16 protein-coding genes are annotated in these 15093 nt (G+C 69.9%); 11 read left to right on the top strand and 5 right to left on the bottom strand.

Annotated elements, in window-relative coordinates; translation table 11 throughout:
• Positions 1-41: 41 nt before the first annotated feature.
• Together GFH29_RS00945 and GFH29_RS00940 are read left to right on the top strand one after the other, a co-directional pair.
• On the top strand, positions 42-905 hold the full coding sequence (locus tag GFH29_RS00945; protein ID WP_153321628.1) for an AAA family ATPase: 864 nt from the start codon (positions 42-44) through the stop codon (positions 903-905).
• Between the two features lie 75 nt (positions 906-980).
• The gene (locus tag GFH29_RS00940; protein ID WP_228387680.1) at positions 981-2435 is read left to right on the top strand and encodes an MFS transporter; all 1455 of its coding nucleotides are present in this window, start codon (positions 981-983) and stop codon (positions 2433-2435) included.
• Positions 2436-2445: 10 nt separating this feature from the next.
• Here the strand turns inward: GFH29_RS00940 and GFH29_RS00935 are convergent, their stop codons facing one another.
• Positions 2446-3111, bottom strand: coding sequence for an alpha/beta fold hydrolase (locus tag GFH29_RS00935; RefSeq protein ID WP_153321627.1), 666 nt, complete (start codon positions 3109-3111; stop codon positions 2446-2448).
• 27 nt (positions 3112-3138) lie between these two features.
• Between GFH29_RS00935 and GFH29_RS20790 the strand changes: the two genes are divergently transcribed.
• The 3 genes from GFH29_RS20790 to GFH29_RS00920 are packed head-to-tail and all read left to right on the top strand — an operon-like array spanning position 3139 to position 5511.
• The gene (locus tag GFH29_RS20790) at positions 3139-4506 is read left to right on the top strand and encodes a VWA domain-containing protein (RefSeq protein ID WP_153321626.1); all 1368 of its coding nucleotides are present in this window, start codon (positions 3139-3141) and stop codon (positions 4504-4506) included.
• Between the two features lie 56 nt (positions 4507-4562).
• Entirely contained in the window at positions 4563-5087 is a 525-nt protein-coding gene (locus tag GFH29_RS00925) for an FAS1-like dehydratase domain-containing protein (RefSeq protein ID WP_228387925.1), read from the top strand.
• Between the two features lie 13 nt (positions 5088-5100).
• The gene (locus tag GFH29_RS00920) at positions 5101-5511 is read left to right on the top strand and encodes a MaoC/PaaZ C-terminal domain-containing protein (protein ID WP_153321625.1); all 411 of its coding nucleotides are present in this window, start codon (positions 5101-5103) and stop codon (positions 5509-5511) included.
• Positions 5512-5562: 51 nt separating this feature from the next.
• Here the strand turns inward: GFH29_RS00920 and GFH29_RS00915 are convergent, their stop codons facing one another.
• Together GFH29_RS00915 and GFH29_RS00910 are read right to left on the bottom strand one after the other, a co-directional pair.
• Positions 5563-6519 carry a hypothetical protein gene (locus GFH29_RS00915; protein WP_153321624.1) on the bottom strand — a complete coding sequence of 319 codons (957 nt, stop codon included), beginning with the start codon at positions 6517-6519 and terminating at the stop codon, positions 5563-5565.
• Between the two features lie 27 nt (positions 6520-6546).
• Positions 6547-7716, bottom strand: a complete 1170-nt coding sequence (locus GFH29_RS00910) for a thiolase family protein (protein WP_153321623.1) — start codon at positions 7714-7716, stop codon at positions 6547-6549.
• Between the two features lie 232 nt (positions 7717-7948).
• Here GFH29_RS00910 and GFH29_RS00905 point away from each other — a divergent pair, with 232 nt between their 5' ends.
• Complete coding sequence (locus GFH29_RS00905; RefSeq protein ID WP_153321622.1) at positions 7949-8728, top strand: SDR family NAD(P)-dependent oxidoreductase; 780 nt, start codon at positions 7949-7951, stop codon at positions 8726-8728.
• Between the two features lie 129 nt (positions 8729-8857).
• Here the strand turns inward: GFH29_RS00905 and GFH29_RS00900 are convergent, their stop codons facing one another.
• Positions 8858-9802 carry a 1,4-dihydroxy-2-naphthoyl-CoA synthase gene (locus GFH29_RS00900; protein WP_153321621.1) on the bottom strand — a complete coding sequence of 315 codons (945 nt, stop codon included), beginning with the start codon at positions 9800-9802 and terminating at the stop codon, positions 8858-8860.
• Between the two features lie 56 nt (positions 9803-9858).
• Between GFH29_RS00900 and GFH29_RS00895 the strand changes: the two genes are divergently transcribed.
• The 4 genes from GFH29_RS00895 (at position 9859) to GFH29_RS00880 (ending at position 12314) form a co-directional block, all read left to right on the top strand.
• Positions 9859-10299, top strand: a complete 441-nt coding sequence (locus GFH29_RS00895) for a nitroreductase family deazaflavin-dependent oxidoreductase (protein WP_153321620.1) — start codon at positions 9859-9861, stop codon at positions 10297-10299.
• 135 nt (positions 10300-10434) lie between these two features.
• Positions 10435-11547, top strand: coding sequence for a glycosyltransferase (locus tag GFH29_RS00890; RefSeq protein ID WP_153321619.1), 1113 nt, complete (start codon positions 10435-10437; stop codon positions 11545-11547).
• 6 nt (positions 11548-11553) lie between these two features.
• Entirely contained in the window at positions 11554-11697 is a 144-nt protein-coding gene (locus GFH29_RS00885; protein ID WP_153321618.1) for a hypothetical protein, read from the top strand.
• Positions 11697-12314 carry a sortase gene (locus GFH29_RS00880; RefSeq protein WP_153321617.1) on the top strand — a complete coding sequence of 206 codons (618 nt, stop codon included), beginning with the start codon at positions 11697-11699 and terminating at the stop codon, positions 12312-12314. The genes GFH29_RS00885 and GFH29_RS00880 overlap by 1 nt, the downstream gene beginning before the upstream one ends.
• Here the strand turns inward: GFH29_RS00880 and GFH29_RS00875 are convergent.
• A complete protein-coding gene (locus tag GFH29_RS00875; RefSeq protein ID WP_228387679.1) occupies positions 12307-13254 on the bottom strand; it encodes a glycoside hydrolase family 26 protein in 948 nt (315 codons plus the stop codon). The two genes, GFH29_RS00880 and GFH29_RS00875, sit on opposite strands and share 8 nt — an antisense overlap.
• Positions 13255-13637: 383 nt before the next feature.
• Between GFH29_RS00875 and GFH29_RS00870 the strand changes: the two genes are divergently transcribed.
• Positions 13638-15092, top strand: coding sequence for an MFS transporter (locus GFH29_RS00870; RefSeq protein WP_153321615.1), 1455 nt, complete (start codon positions 13638-13640; stop codon positions 15090-15092).
• Position 15093: the final 1 nt, after the last annotated feature.

Below are 15093 nucleotides of genomic sequence, written 5' to 3'. Positions count from 1 at the left end.
TACTAATTATCTTACTGTATGGACTGTATCAGGGAGAGTCGATGCCAGCCAAGCCCTTCATGAGCGTCGAGGAGGTCGGCGACGCCCTGCGCGCAACCGGCTACCTGCCGAACGAGGAGACCTCCACGGCGGTGCTTCTCGCGACCCGCCTGGGCCGCCCACTGCTCGCCGAGGGGCCGGCAGGCACCGGGAAGACGGCACTCGCCAAGGCACTCGCGGCCGCGACCGGCGCCCGGATCATCCGACTCCAGTGCCACGAGGCGATCGATGAGTCGCGGGCGCTCTACGAGTGGGACTACCGCAAGCAGCTCCTCGCCATCCAGTCCGGTCGCGGCGACCACGACGAGGCCACGGTCCACGACGTGTACGCCGAGGAGTACCTCCTCGTGCGCCCCCTGCTCGATGCCCTGCGCGCCGACGACGACGTGATCCTCCTCGTCGATGAGGTCGACCGCCTCAGCGTGGAGGCGGAGGCACTCCTGCTGGAGTTCATGGCCGAGCGTCAGGTCACGGTGCCCGAGCTCGGCACCATCACCGCCCGGCAGATCAGCCCGGTCATCCTCACGTCCAACAACACCCGCGAGCTCTCGGAGGCACTTCGCCGCCGCTGCCTCTACCTGCACCTGGACTACCCGGACCCGCAGCGCGAGCGGGACATCGTGATGAACGACGTGCCCGGGCTCCGCGCCGAGATGGCCGAGCAGGTGGCCACCGCCGTCGCGACGTTGCGCTCGCTGGACCTGCGCAAGAAGCCGTCGGTTGCCGAGACGCTCGACTGGGCGCAGTCACTGCTGGTGCTGCCGAAGGAGCAGATCGACCTCGAGGCGATCAGGCAGGCGCTCCCGCTCCTACTCAAGAGCCAGAGCGACATCGAGCTCGCGCTGACCGAGCTCGCCAGGGCCTGACAGTCCCTTCCTGACCCTCACCGCGTCAGACCCCCGCGCCACCACGCCGGGCCGTTGCCCGAAGGAGTACGTGCCGTGCCGCTCGCCCACGATCCGCAGGCCCCACTGGCCCCGGAGGAGGACATCGCCCGCCACACCTCCCCGGGGCGGGCCCGCCTCGAGGTGGCACTCATCGGCGGCGCCAGCCTCACCGTCGCACTGACCCAGACCGTCCTGGTGCCGCTGCTCGGCGTCCTTCCCGCCCAGCTCGACGCGACGGCGAGCGAGGTCACCTGGCTGCTCACCGTCACCCTGATCGCCTCCGCGGTCTCGATCCCGCTGTTCGGCCGCCTGGGCGACATGTTCGGCAAGCGTCGGATGCTGCTGATCTCGATCGCGATCCTCGTCGCCGGATCCGTGCTGGGCGCGCTCGCCGGCGACAACCTGGCGGTGCTGCTGGTCGCCCGCGCGATCCAGGGCGCGGCGGGTGCGACCATCTCGCTCGGCATCAGCCTGTGCGCGGCACTGCTGCCCCACGACAAGCGGCCCGGCGCGATGGCGTTCATCAGCGCCACGATCGGCATCGGATCGGCGCTCGGTATGCCGTTGGGCGGCATCTTCGGGGAGCACTCCGACTTCCACCACCTCTTCTGGATCGCCGCGGCCGTGGGGGCACTCTCCTTCGTCGGGATCCTGCTGGTCGTCCCGGAGGCGCCGTCGCGCACCGGCGGCCGGGTGCACGTCATGGGCGTCGTGACGCTGAGCGGCGCGCTCGTCACCTTGCTGCTCCCCCTTGCACAGGCGCCGACGTGGGGATGGGGCGATCCCTGGACGATCGGGCTGCTCCTCGTCTCCGCAGCGCTCACGACGGTGTTCGTGCGGAGCCAGCGGCGGGTCACCGACCCGCTGGTCGACCTCGTCGCGCTGCGCCGCAAGCCGATCGTGCTGACGAACCTGTCCTCGCTGCTGTTCGGCGCCGCATTGTTCGCCTCCCTGATCGCCACCACGACGTACGTCGAGGCGCCGGAGGCGACCGGCTACGGGTTCGGGGCCTCGACGATGGGCGGGGCGCTCACGATGCTGCCGATGGCGATCGCGATGCTGCTGCTCACCCCGCTCTCGGCCCGATTGATCATCGGATGGGGAGCGCACTACACGCTGGCCCTCGGTGCGGGCATCGTCGCGCTGGGCTGGCTGGCACGGGTGTTCTTCTCTGCCGAGATCTGGATGATCGCCGCCGCCACCGGCGTGATCGGCGCCGGCACGGCCATCGCCTACGCCGCGATGCCGGCGCTGATCACGGCGAACACGCCGAGCTCGGAGATCGCGGCCGCGAACGGGCTCAACACCCTCTTCCGCGCGCTTGGCTCCTCGCTGGCGAGCGCCGCCGGCAGCACGATCCTGGCGATGCAGGTCATCGACATCGACGGGCACGAGATGCCCGAGTGGACGGCGTTCCGGACCCTGTTCTGGATCTGCTTCGGCGCCAGCGTGCTCGCGCTGCTGGTCGCGCTGAGGATCCCCCGCCAGGCCGACCCGCGCGCGCTCTGAGTCTCGGCGCTCAGTCCTCGGCCAGGAACTTCAGGACGGCCTCCTGCGCCTCGAAGCGCTGCGTGGTGGAGAAGTGGTCGGTGCGCCGCAGGCTGACGAGGCGCGCGTCCGGAAGAGCGTCGAGGAGCCGGTCGGCCGGACCCACGAAGTCGTCCTCGCCGAGCACGATCAGCACCGGACACCTCACAACCGACATCTCCTCGAACGACGGGACCGGATGGGTGTGATGCGAGGACTCCAGTACCTGCGCGAAGTCGTTGCCGGCGCGCTCGGCGGCCAAGCGCACGCCGGCCATCGTCGGGCTGTCCATCCCGGCCGCGAGGCTCGCCCGCTTCTGCTCGAGGGTGAGCAGGTAGGACCGGTCGCCGGTGCCCATCAGGACCAGGCGGTGGAAGATGTCGGGCCGCTGCACCGCGGCGGTCAGCGCGAGCACGGAGCCGGCGGAGAACCCGACGACGTCCGCCGGCCCGCCCGACTCCTCGATCTGCCGGCACAGCCGGCCCGGTCCGGTGTCGTCCGGAGGCTCGAGCAGCGGCGCGTCGCCGTGGCCGGCCATGTCGTGGCCGAGCGGCGTGCGCCCCTCGGCCGCCACCAGGTCGGCCCAGCCCGACCGGACCCAGTTGGCGGCGTAGGTGCTGCCCAGGCCGTGCACGAAGATGACGGGTGGCTTGTGCATGCAATTCACACTATCATCTACCTTATTATGTCCTACGACGTGCTCGGGCTCGCGCAGCACCTGCGGTCGATCGGCGTCCCGGTGTCGACCGAGGAGATCCGAGACACCTACGCCGCCCTCGCCGTCGTCGGCGCCGAGCGGGCGATGCTCGCCCTCGAGATGGTGCTGGTCAAAGACGACGAGGCGCGGCGGGCGCTGGCCAGCATCGCGCCGCTGTTCGCCGACACCGCGGCGGAGACCGCCGGGACCGACGGCTCGGACGTGGTCGCCCGCCACCTGCGCGGCCTGGACCAGGACTCGCTGCGCGAGTTCGCCCGCACCGCCCTGTCCCGCCGCGACGCCGTCGCCACCACGGTCGCCGCCCACGAGCTCGTCGAGCGTCACGTCACGATCCAGCCGGGCGCGCCCGTCGCCGGCAACGTCCATGTGATGAAGGCCTACCGTGCCGTCGGTCCCGACCGGCTCCGCGACGAGCTCGAGGGCGAGCTCCCGCGCAGCGACCACGACCCCCTCTCCTCGCTGAGGGCGCGACTCTGGCGCGACGAGGTCGACCGCCGCCTCGAGGTGCTGCGCCAGGCGATCGAGACGGAGGTGCGCCGCCGCCTGGTGCACGACCGCGGAGCGAGCTCCGTCGCCGACGCCGTACGCGCAGGCCTGCCCGAGGACGTCGACTTCCTCACCGCCTCGACCCAGGACATCCTCCGGCTGTCGTCGGTCATGGACACCCTGCCCTCGCGGCTCGAGAGGCGGCTCGCGCACGCGGCGGCCCGCCCGCCCGACGGTCGCCTCGACATCCGCAGGACATTGCGCGCGTCGATGGCGACCGGAGGCGTGCCGGCCCGCCCGGCCTTCCATCCACGCCGTCCACCGAAGCCGGGACTGGTGGTGCTCGCGGACATCTCGGGCTCGGTGGCCTCCTTCGCGCGCTTCACCCTCTCCCTCGCCCACGGGTTGCACCGCAGGTTCCACTCGGTGCGCAGCTTCGTCTTCGTCGACGGCCCGGACGAGGTCAGCGACCTGCTGCACGACAGCACCGACCTGCGGCGGACCGCGGCGCACATCGACGCGCACCGCCTCGGCGTACATCTCGACGGGCACTCCGACTACGGCCGCACCTTCCAGCAGTTCTGGCGCTCCTGCGGCCACCAGCTCGACCCGAGCACCATCGTGATGGTGCTCGGCGACGCGCGCGGCAACTACCGCGACGCCCAGGAGGACTGCCTGAAGGCGATCGCCCGACGCGCCGGCCGAGTCTTCTGGCTGAGCCCGGAGCGGAAGGCGACGTGGCACGACGGCGACTGCCTCATCGACACCTACCAGCCGCACTGCAGCGGCGTGTTCGAGGTGCGCAACATCCGTCAGCTCGAGGAGTTCGTCGTCCGGCACGCCCGATGACGCCAGACCCGCAACAGCACCCCCACGACGGCACCCACCACAAGGAGACAGACACCGTGACCGAGTCCTACGTCTCGGCGGCCATGAGCAAAGCGGTCGGCACCGAGATCGGCCGTACCGTCAGCTATCCGGTCGGCGAGAACGACATCCGCAGGTGGGCCATCGCGACGTACTGGCCCGACGATCCGCCGGCCAGGTACCTCGATGCGCCCGCCGACGGCAGCCCGATGATCGCGCCGGAGGAGTTCAACGCCATGTCCTCGGCCTGGCGACCGGCCTCCTCGCAGCGCTCGGCGGAGGCCATCGAGCGGCCCGACCTGACCATCAACCCCGACATGACCGAGAACCAGGTGGGGGTCGAGGGGCCGGGCCTGACGAAGATGCTCAACGGCGGCATGAGCGTCGAGTACGGCGTTCCGATCCGGGCCGGCGACGTCATCACGAGCGTGCGGACGCTGGGCGAGTACGCCGAGCGTGAAGGACGCCTCGGCCTGATGCTCTTCAGCACGACCGTCGACACCTGGACCAACCAGGACGGCGACCTCGTGAAGCGCTCGACGATGACCTTGATCCGGTACTGAGAAAGGACCCGCGATGATTCTGTCTCCCGCACCCGAGGTCGGCGCCGAGCTCCCTCCGCTCGTCCGCGACACCGGGTTCCACAACTGGAACCGCTATGCGGCGGTGAACTACGAGTTCGTGCCCATCCACATGGACGACGAGGCCGGTCGCGCCGCTGGCATGCCCGGCGCGTTCGGCATGGGCAACCTGCAGTGGTCCTACCTCCACGTCCTCCTGCGCAGCTGGCTGGGCGACCAGGGCCGCATCAGGAGCCTCAGCTGCGACTTCCGCGCGCCCAACACCAAGGGGGTCGTGACCACGAAGGCCGTCGTCACAGCGGTGTCACAGGAGGCCGACACGTCCGTGGTCAGCCTCGACGTGTGGACCGAGAACGCCGACGGCAAGAAGATGGCCCCCGGCTCCGCGGTCGTCGAGATCTGGTGACCTGCCACCAGAGCCCCGGCGTTCGCCGGGGCTCTGGTGGTCTCGCGTCGTTCAGCCGGCGAACGGGTCGCCCGCGATCTCCTCGTCGGAGAGGAAGATCGGCGCGTTGAAGGTGTCGCTCGGGTCGAGCACGAGCAGGCCGGGGCGGGGGCGCGTGGTCCGCACGCCCTTCGTCTTCAGCCAGCGCTCAGCCGAGTCGACGTCGCTCACCTTGAAGCGCAGCCCGTAGATGAAGTTGCCGTACTGCTCCACGTGCTTCCCGAGGTCCGACGTCGGCTCGAGGGGCTGGGCGATCTGCAGCAAGCAGTCGCCGAGGTGGAGGTTGACGTACTTCGCGCCGAGGTCCTCGTCGATGCCCTCCTCGAGCGGTACGGCCTTGAAGGCGTTCACGTAGACCTCCACCGCGGGCTCGAGCTCGCGGACGCCGAGCGTGACGTAGGAGAAGCGCTCGATGGTGAGGGGGTGGTGCGAGGTGACGTTCCACAGCGACGACCACTCCTCCTTCTCCCGCGGGTCGTTCGGCATCGGGTGCTTCGAGACCTCGACCATCAGGCCCGCCGTGTACTTCGGGCTCGGGTAGAAGTACATGAGGTTGGGGTCGTCCATCGACTCCACCGCACCGCCACCGGGCTTGCCGATGTAGATGCCGTTATCGATCATGTGGTTGCCCAGCCCCACGATGTCCTCGACGTAGTAGCCGACCGAGTGCAGGTGCTGTCCGAACTTGGAGTAGAACCTGCCCACGGGGAGCTGGGGACTGTTGACCTCGCCCGCCTCGTTCATCGCCGGCGCCATGACCTCGATGCAGAGGTCGCGCACCATGAGCAGGCAGGCGCGCCGATCCTCGATCGGCAGGTAGTTCGGCTCGTCGACGCCGAAGTAGGTGAAGCCGCCGAAGACCTCCTCCCACCACTTCTGCAGCTTCGGCACGTCGTCGGTCATATGGATGGCATGCACCATCTGCCCGATGCCGTACTCGCTGGTCTTGGTGACCGGCTTGATCGCCATGCTGTCCGCTCCTCCTGTTGGTGGGCCTCAGACCCTGATGAGAACTGCGCCGCCCTGACCGCCACCGGCGCACATGGTCGCCATGCCGAGACCGCCACCGCGACGGCGCAGCTCATAGATCAGGGTGTTGAGCATCCGGCCACCGGACGCGGCGACCGGGTGGCCGATCGAGCAGCCGCTGCCGGAGAAGTTCACGAGCTCCTCGTCGATGCCCATCTCCTGGCAGGCCACGACGGGCACCGTCGCGAAGGCCTCGTTGATCTCCCAGAGGGTGATGTCCTCGATCCGCAGGCCGGCCCGCTTGAGCACCTTGTCCGCGGCAGCGAGCGCGCCGGTCCCGGTGTACCTCGGGTCGACCCCGACCGATCCCCAGGCCACGATCTCGGCCAGCACCTCGAGGCCCTCGCTCGCGGCGAGCTCGTCGCTGGCCAGCGCCAGGGCTGAGGCCGCGTCGTTGCCGCCCGCCGCGTTGCCCGCCGTGATCGAGAAGCCCTCGATGTCCGGGCGGAGCGGCTTCAGCGCGGCGAGCTTCTCCATCGTGGTGTCGCGCCGCGGGTGCTCGTCGACCTTGAACTCGACCGTCTCTCCCGCCTTGTTCACCACCGTGATGGGGGTGATCTCCTCGAGGAACCTGCCCTCGTCGATCGCGGCGACGGCTCGCTGGTGCGAGCGCAGCGCCCAGGCATCGAGCCGCTCCCGGCTGATGCCGAACTTCTGGGCCAGGTTCCACCCGACGGTGAACTGCACGTTGTCGTCGACGCCGTCGCGATGCTGGAAGGTGGGCGGCATCCGCTGCTCGTAGTCCGCCTCCGTGTGCGGCTTGCGGAAGCTCGAGATCGGGCCGAGCGAGCTGGCCTGCACTCCGCCCGCGATGATCGCCGACTCCATCCCGGACATGATCGTCGCGGCGGCCAGACCTGTCGTGGTCAGGCTGCTGGCGCAGTGGCGGTTGACCGAGATCCCGGGAACGGATTCGAGCCCGATGGCGTCGGCGGCGTAGCGGCCGATGTCGCCGCCGCCGTACAGCACGTCGCCGAAGTAGACGTCGTCGTACCGGTCACCCGGCAGGCCCGAGCGGGCGACGACCTCCTGGACGACGTGCGAGGCCAGGACCTCGGCGGAGGTCTCGGTCAGGGTTCCTCTGCGGGCGGTTCCCACCGCGGTGCGGGTTGCTCCGATGACTACGGCCTTGGGCATTGCTGAGCACCTCGTTCTCTGCGTGGTGGTCGCCCGAAGCCATCGGCCGACGCGTTGCGTGGACGTTGCGGTGACGTGGCGACACTCGTCACACGCATGCTAGGTTCATCGACGCATACATGTAAACAAGTTAGATATATGCGGCTGCGGGAAGCCGGCGGTGTCCCGCCCCTGCGGCGGCGCCCCTCGCTTCCCCGCCATCCCGCCCACGGCCTAGAAAGCAGGACACGACATGGACCTCTCCGGCACCTCCGCAGTCGTCATCGGCGGCACCGGCGGCTTCGGCTCCGCGACGGTACGCCGCCTGGTCGCCCAAGGCGTGCAGACCGTCATCGCCGACATCAACGACGACCGCGGCGAGGAGCTCGCCAAGGAGCTGGGCGACAACGCCTACTACGCCCGCACCGACGTCTTCAGCGACGACTCGCTCGCGGCGACGTTCGCGGAGGCCCAGGAGCTGGGCCCGCTCCGGTCGGTCGTCATCGTCCACGGCAGCGCCCAAGGCGGCGGCGGTCGCCTCGTCGGTCGCGACGGCCAGGCGGTCGCCCAGGAGAGCTTCGACAAGACCGTCGAGATCTTCCTGCTCGCGACCTACCGCGCCCTGCGTCTCGCCGCGGCGTCGATGGCCACCAACGAGCCGCTCGACTCCGGACAGCGCGGCGTGGTGATCCAGACGGCGAGCATCGCCGGCCTGGAGGGCCAGGTCGGCCAGACCGCGTACGGCGCGGCGAAGGCGGGCGTCATCGGGTTGACCCTGCCCGCGGCCCGCGACCTCGCCCCCGTGGGCGTGCGCGTCATGACGATCGCCCCCGGCACCTTCTTCACCCCGGCCTTCCGGATGTCCGAGGAGGACGCCTACACGCGCTTCGGTCAGGCCATCCAGAACCCGAAGCGGATGGGCCGCGCCGACGAGTACGCCCAGCTCGCCCTGCAGATCATCGAGAACGACTACCTCAACGGCGAGACGATCCGCATCGACGGCGCCCTCCGCTTCCCCGCCAAGCCCAGCTGACGGGCCCTGGCGGCGGTCACGTGCTGAGGGGTCGAATCGAGACTTCTGACGCTTCAGTCGAGAGTTTCTGCACCATTGGCGCCGACTCGCGCCGCCATTGGCGCCGACTCGGCGCAAGGGACGGACTGCTCAGTAGTACCAGGGGTACGGCGACCAGTCGGGCTCGCGCTTCTCGAGGAACTGGTCGCGGCCCTCCTGCGCCTCGTCGGTCATGTAGGCCAGGCGGGTGGTCTCGCCGGCGAAGAGCTGCTGGCCGACCAGGCCGTCGTCGAGGAGGTTGAAGGAGTACTTCAGCATCCGCTGGGCGGTGGGCGACTTGCCGTTGATCTTGCGGCCCCACTCCAGCGCGACCTTCTCCAGCTGGGCGTGCTCGACGACGCGGTTGACCGCGCCCATCGCGAACATCTCCTCGGCGGAGTACTCCTCGCCGAGGAAGAAGATCTCGCGGGCGAACTTCTGCCCGACCTGGCGGGCGAGGTACGCCGAGCCGTAGCCGCCGTCGAAGGAGCCGACGTCGGCGTCGGTCTGCTTGAAGCGGGCGTGCTCGCGCGAGGCCAGGGTCAGGTCGGCGACGGCGTGCAGCGAGTGGCCGCCGCCGGCGGCCCAGCCGGGAACCACGCAGATGACGACCTTGGGCATGAACCGGATCAGGCGCTGGCACTCGAGGATGTGCAGGCGCGCCAGCTTGGCCTTGTCGATCACCGACGGCTCCTCGGCGCCGGTGTCGTCGGCGCCGATCGCCTTGTCCTCGTACTGGTAGCCGGCCTTGCCGCGGATCCGCTGGTCGCCGCCGGAGCAGAAGGACCACTTGCCGTTCTTCGCGCTCGGCCCGTTGCCGGTGAGGATCACGCAGCCCACGTCGGCGGACTGGCGCGCGTGCTCGAGCGTGCGCAGCAGCTCATCGACGGTGTGCGGGCGGAAGGCGTTCAGCACGTCGGGGCGGTCGAAGGCGATCCGCACGGTGCCGTGGGCCTTGGCCCGGTGGTAGGTCAGGTCGGTCAGGTCCGCGAACCCCGGAACCTCGTCCCAGTCAGCCGGGTCGAAGATCTCCGAGACGCCGTCGATCGCACTCATGGTGCGCAGGCTATCGCCGGAGGAATACCTTCCCCTCGCCTGGTCAATGGAAGGACATGGCACTGACAGGCGAGTACGAACCCAGTCCCGAGCAGTGGGTCCGCGACCAGGTCGCGGAGTTCGAGGCCTCCAACGGCCAGCGAGCGAACACCCTGCGCGACAGCGACGACCCGATCGTGGTGATCACGTCGGTCGGCGCGAAGTCGGGCAAGCTGCGCAAGAACCCCGTCATGCGCGTGGAGCGCGACGGCACCTACGTGGCGATCGCCTCGCTGGGCGGCGCACCCAAGCATCCGACCTGGTACTACAACTTCGTCGCGCACCCCGAGGTCGAGCTCCAGGACGGGGCCGAGAAGCACACCTACCGCGCCCGGATCGTCACCGGCGCCGAGCGCGAGGACTGGTGGGCGTACGCCGTGCAGACCTGGCCGACGTATGCCTCCTACCAGGAGAAGACCGAGCGGGAGATCCCGGTGTTCGTGCTCGAGCGGGTCTGACCCAGGGGCCGCCGGAGCCTTCGCGACCTGAGGTGACCGCCAGGATCACCAGATGTTTCCTCTAGTTCCTCGCGGTCACCTCTAGGTAGCCCGAAGTCAGTTCTTGAGGTGCTTTTCCGCCTCGATGATCAGTGCATGACCACCACCACTACCACGCGCGCCGAGATCCACGGCGCGACCGTCGGGGGGCGCCGCGCGCTCGACTCCGTGGTCGCAGTGCTTCCCGCGCACAACGAAGAGGCGGTGCTGGGGGCGGCCCTGACCTCCCTGGCCAACCAGACCGAGCCGCCCAGCCGCGTGCTCGTCGTCGCTGACAACTGCACCGACCGGACCGCCGAGATCGCCCGCAGTCACGGCGCCGAGGTCCTCGTCACCGTGGGCAACGTCCACAAGAAGGCCGGCGCGCTCAACCAGGCCCTCGCCCAGCTCCTGCCGACCCTGGACCCCGCCCACCTGGTCCTGGTGATGGACGCCGACTGCAGCCTGGACCCCCAGTTCCTCCAGGTAGCGCGTGCCGCGCTGGCCGATCCTCGGCTCGGGGGCGTCGGCGGCACCTTCCGCGGTGGCCCCGGGGGTGGTCTGCTCGGCACCTTCCAGCGCAACGAGTACGCCCGCTACGAGCGCGACGTACGCCGACTGAAGGGGCGGGCGCTGGTGCTGACCGGCACCGCCTCGGTCTTCCCGGTCCCGGTGCTCGAGGAGGTCGCCGCGGCCCGCCGCGAGCTGCGCCTCCCCGACCAGTCGGGGGCAGGGGCGGTCTACGACGTGCACGTCCTCACCGAGGACAACGAGCTCTCGCTGGCCCTGTTGCACCTGGGTTATCAGATCAAGGCTCCCCACGAGTGCACGCTCGAGACCGAGGTCATGTGCACCTGGAAGGCCCTCGGTGACCAGCGGCTGCGCTGGAAACGCGGCGCCCTGGAGAACCTGCTCGACTACGGCTGGACGCCGGTGACCCGGCGCTACTGGGGCCGGCAGCTGCTGAGCGCGATCGGCGTGCTCGCCAGTGTGCTGTACCTGATGAGCCTGGCGGTCGGGATGTTCCTGGGAATCGAGCTGCACTGGTTCTGGCTGGCCCTGACCGGCGTCTTCATGCTCGAACGGGTCGTCACTGTCCGCTCCCGCGGCCTGCGGCAGATGCTGCTCGGCGCGGTGATCGTGGTCGAGATGGTCTTCGACCTGTTCCTTCAGCTCGCGCAAGCCCGCGCGTTCGCCCAGGTTGCCCTGGGCACCGACAGAAAGTGGTGACAAGATATGTACAACAACGGCTCGATCACTGCCGGCGGAACGCTCGCCGCAACCGGGATCGCCTTCAACACGGTCTGGATCTTCCTCGCCGCCTTCGCGATCCTCGCCGGCATCCTGGCGGTGGCGCGCATCCTGCCTCGGCTGCGCTGATGCGCCGCCGCCTCCTCCTGGTCCTGGGCGCGCTGCTGGCCGCGCTCCTCGTCGTCCCGGCGGCGCAGGTGGGGGTGAGCGGCCTGCAGACGCAGCGCGCACAGTCCGATCTCCTCGAGGAGCTCGAGCCGCCGGCGACCGCCGGCGGCTCGGGCCCGGAGGCGAGCAGCAACCCGGCGGTGGCCACCAGCGTGGAGCACGGCCGCCCACTGGCGGTCATGGAGATCCCCCGACTCGGGGACTCTTGGCGGTGGGCGGCGCTCGAGGGCACCGACGACGACGTGCTCGCCGACGGGATCGGCCACTATCCCGGAACACCGCTGCCCGGCGTGGTCGGGAACGTCGCCTTCGCCGGACACCGGGCCGGCCACGGGTCGCCGTTCCTGGACTTCGATGAGCTCCGCCCCGGCGACGAGGTCCGGATCAGCCAGGGCGAGCACACCTGGACCTACCGGCTCACCACCACCCCGCGGAAGATCGACACCGACGCCGATTGGGTCCTCGACCCGCTCCCGGGCCACCAGCTCACGCTGACCACCTGCTGGCCGAAGTACGGCTCGCTGGCACGTCTGTACGTGCGCGGCGAGCTCGCCGGGGTCGGTCCGAGAACTACCTGAGCGCCCGACGCAGCACCCGCAGCGCTCCCGGCGAGGAGTTGACCCGCCAGTCGCGCTCCTTGCGGGCGTGGAACCAGACCACGACACGCAGCCGCGGGAAGCTCCGGGTGGTGAGCGCGTCCTTGGTCCAGCGGGCCTTGCTCTGTCGGAGGTCCCGCGGCGCCCCGTCGCTGCGGGACGGCTCCTTCGAGCCGACCTCGCAGATCCACACCGGCGCGGTGGGGTGCAGGGCGGTCAGCCGGCGATACATCGGGGCGAAGGTCTGCTCGAAGGACTTCCAGCGCCCCCACTTGGAGTCCCGACCCCAGTTGAAGCCGTCGATGCCGAGCACGTCGACGTAGGCCGCGCCGGGCCAGATCAGCCCCACCGGGGTGGTGCCGACATAGACGTCGACGGTCGGGTTGAAGACCCAGCGCAGGTTGGTCACGCCGCGCGCTCGGAAGTAGGTCACCAGGTAGCGCCAGGCCGCGCGGAACTCGGCGTAGGTGCCGCCGTAGGGGCGGGCGCCGTCGGCGGTGGGCTGGAACTCCTGCCAGTCCCCGTTCATCTCCGGCCAGGGACGCACATAGACCGTCCACGGGTAGGCCAGCGACGCAGCAACGAGATCGTCGAGGTAGTCGTCGTGCTGGCCGTTGGTCCACTCCGAGAACCGGGTCGGACCCATGTCCCAGGAGAGCAGGACCTTGCGCGTCCCGTTCCGGGCGAAGGACCGCTCGATCGCCCCGGGGAAGATGTCGCCGAACCCCCAGTAGTAGGAGGCGATGTCGGTGGGAGCGCGGACCAGCGACTCGAACGCGGCCAGCCGTTGCGGGGCGTGGGTCATCCCGTCGACGTAGGCGCCGAACTCGACCCGGTCGACCAGGCGCCGCGCCGCCCGCATCCGGGCGGCGCCGGACGGCGCCGTCGTCACGCGTGCCGTCTTCACAGGTGCTGCCTTCACGGTTGCGATCTTCGGCGAGGTGGTCGTGGAGACCGTAGCCGAGGCGGTGGGCGAGCTACCGGGACCGACACCCAGGCCAGCCAGGACGAGGGCGGTCAAGCTCAGCGCGGCCAGGGTCCGGGGCAGGGGCACCGCACCCCTCTGCCGGCGTCGGACGTTCAGCATGGGTCATCCTCGGCGGGCCATCGGTGAAAGGGGGGTGACTATCCCTACCGGTCACACGCCGACAACAGGCACGGTTTGTCCACATCTGGTCAACATTCGGTCAACAATTTCGGTCCCCGGCGCCGTAGCGACATCGGTCTCTACGTCCGAATCCGAGTCATCAGCAGCACAACCCCGGGTCGATGTCCGTACAGTGATTGCTCGTGTCAACTAATTCTGTGCGCTCCGCCGCGCCCGTGCGCCCCGGGGCAGTGGTCGTCGTCCTCGCCATCGCGGGCATCACCGCCGCCCTCATGCAGACCCTCGTGATCCCGCTGATCCAGGACCTGCCCCGGATCCTGGACACGAGCGCGTCCAACGCCTCGTGGGTGATCACGGCGACGCTGCTCACCTCGGCGGTGGCGACGCCGATCAGTGGCCGCCTCGGTGACATGTTCGGCAAGCGCCGGATCATGCTGATCTGCGCCGGCTCGCTCATCGTCGGGTCGGTCGTCGGGGCACTGGCCACGACGGTCGTGCCGATGATCATCGGCCGCGGCCTCCAAGGCATCGGCATGGGCATGATCCCGCTCGGCATCAGCGCGATGCGCGACCTGATCCCCGCCGAGAAGCTCGGCGGGGCGATCGCCCTGATGAGCGCCTCGATGGGCATCGGCGGCGCCCTCGGCCTCCCGATCGCGGCCGCCGTCGCCGAGAACGCCAACTGGCGCGCACTGTTCTGGGGCGCCACGGCACTGGCCGTCGTGGTGGCTGCGCTCATCTTCTTCTTCATCCCGGCCACGCCCGTCACCAGCAGCGGCGGGTTCGACGCCGTGGGAGCCGTCGGGCTCGGCATCGGACTGGTCAGCCTGCTGCTCGGCGTCTCCAAGGGCGCCGACTGGGGCTGGAGCAGCGCCACCACGCTCGGGCTGCTGATCGGTGCGGCCGTCGTCCTGGTGGCCTGGGGCGCCTACGAGCTGCGCAGCGCCGCGCCGCTGGTCGACCTGCGGGTCACCGCGCGCCCCGTCGTACTGCTGACCAACCTCGCCTCGCTGGTGATCGGCTTCGCGATGTACGCGCAGTCGCTGATCATCCCGCAGCTGCTCCAGCTGCCCGCCGAGACCGGCTACGGCCTGGGCCAGTCGATGATCGAGATGGGCCTGTGGATGATGCCGGGCGGCTTCGTGATGATGGCGATGTCGCCGGTCGGCGCCAAGATCTCGCACGCGCGCGGCCCGAAGATCACCCTCGCCCTCGGCGGCTTCGTCGTCGCGGTCGGCTACGTCTGCGCGACGCTCCTGATGAGCTCCACGTGGGGCCTGCTGGTCGCGGTCTGCATCTGCTCGATGGGCGTCGGGTTCGCGTACGGCGCGATGCCGGCGCTGATCATGGGCTCGGTCCCGCTCTCGGTGACCGCCTCCGCCAACAGCGTCAACACCCTGATGCGCGCGCTCGGCACGTCGTTCGCCGCCGCCGTCGTGGGCGTGGTGCTGGCCCAGATGACCACCGACTTCGGTGGTGTCGCCGTGCCGAGCAAGGCCGGGTTCCAGACCGGGCTGCTGCTCGGCGCCGGCCTGGCGCTGCTGGCCAGCCTGATCGCGCTGTGCATCCCGCAGCGCGCCAGCCTGGAGGCCGAGGACCACATCGAGCACCCGGAGCACGCCGAGGGCGTACAAGCGGCCGCGGTCCGCTGAG

Source organism: Nocardioides sp. dk884, from assembly GCF_009557055.1.
GTDB lineage: Bacteria > Actinomycetota > Actinomycetes > Propionibacteriales > Nocardioidaceae > Nocardioides.
This window is presented reverse-complemented; position numbering and strand designations above follow the sequence as displayed.